This is a genomic window from Vibrio sp. 811 (genome assembly GCF_033339195.1).
The window spans coordinates 1-513 of record NZ_JAWOUB010000977.1; the positions used below are offsets into that span (position 1 = coordinate 1).

Below are 513 nucleotides of genomic sequence, written 5' to 3' on the forward strand. Positions count from 1 at the left end.
GGTCTCCTTACTTGGGACACGAGTGGGATATGCAATGGGAGTCGACCTACGATAAGCAACGCCTTGTCGAACTAGGTAATCGTTTATGTCAGTACCCGGAAAGCCACAAGCTGCAAAGCCGAGTAAACAAGCTGTACAACGATCGCTTAGCAATGATGACAGGTGAGAAGGCTATTGACTGGGGTATGGCTGAAACATTGGCTTACGCGACATTGGTAGACGATGGTAAGCGTATCCGTATTTCTGGTCAGGACTCAGGTCGTGGTACTTTCTTCCATCGTCACTCAGTTCTTCACAACCAATCAGATGCAAGCACTTACATCCCGCTAGCGAATATCCATGACAAGCAGGGGCCTTTCCAAGTTTTTGACTCTGTGTTGTCGGAAGAAGCTGTTCTTGCATTTGAGTACGGTTATGCAACAGCTGAACCTGGCGGTTTGACCATTTGGGAAGCGCAGTTTGGTGACTTCGCTAACGGCGCACAAGTGGTTATTGATCAATTCATTTCGTCTG

General features: G+C 48.0%; 1 pseudogene. It reads left to right on the forward strand.

Features of this window, described 5'->3' with window-relative positions:
* Window positions 1–513, forward strand: a pseudogene (locus R7Q46_RS30450) (2-oxoglutarate dehydrogenase E1 component); the annotation flags it as partial.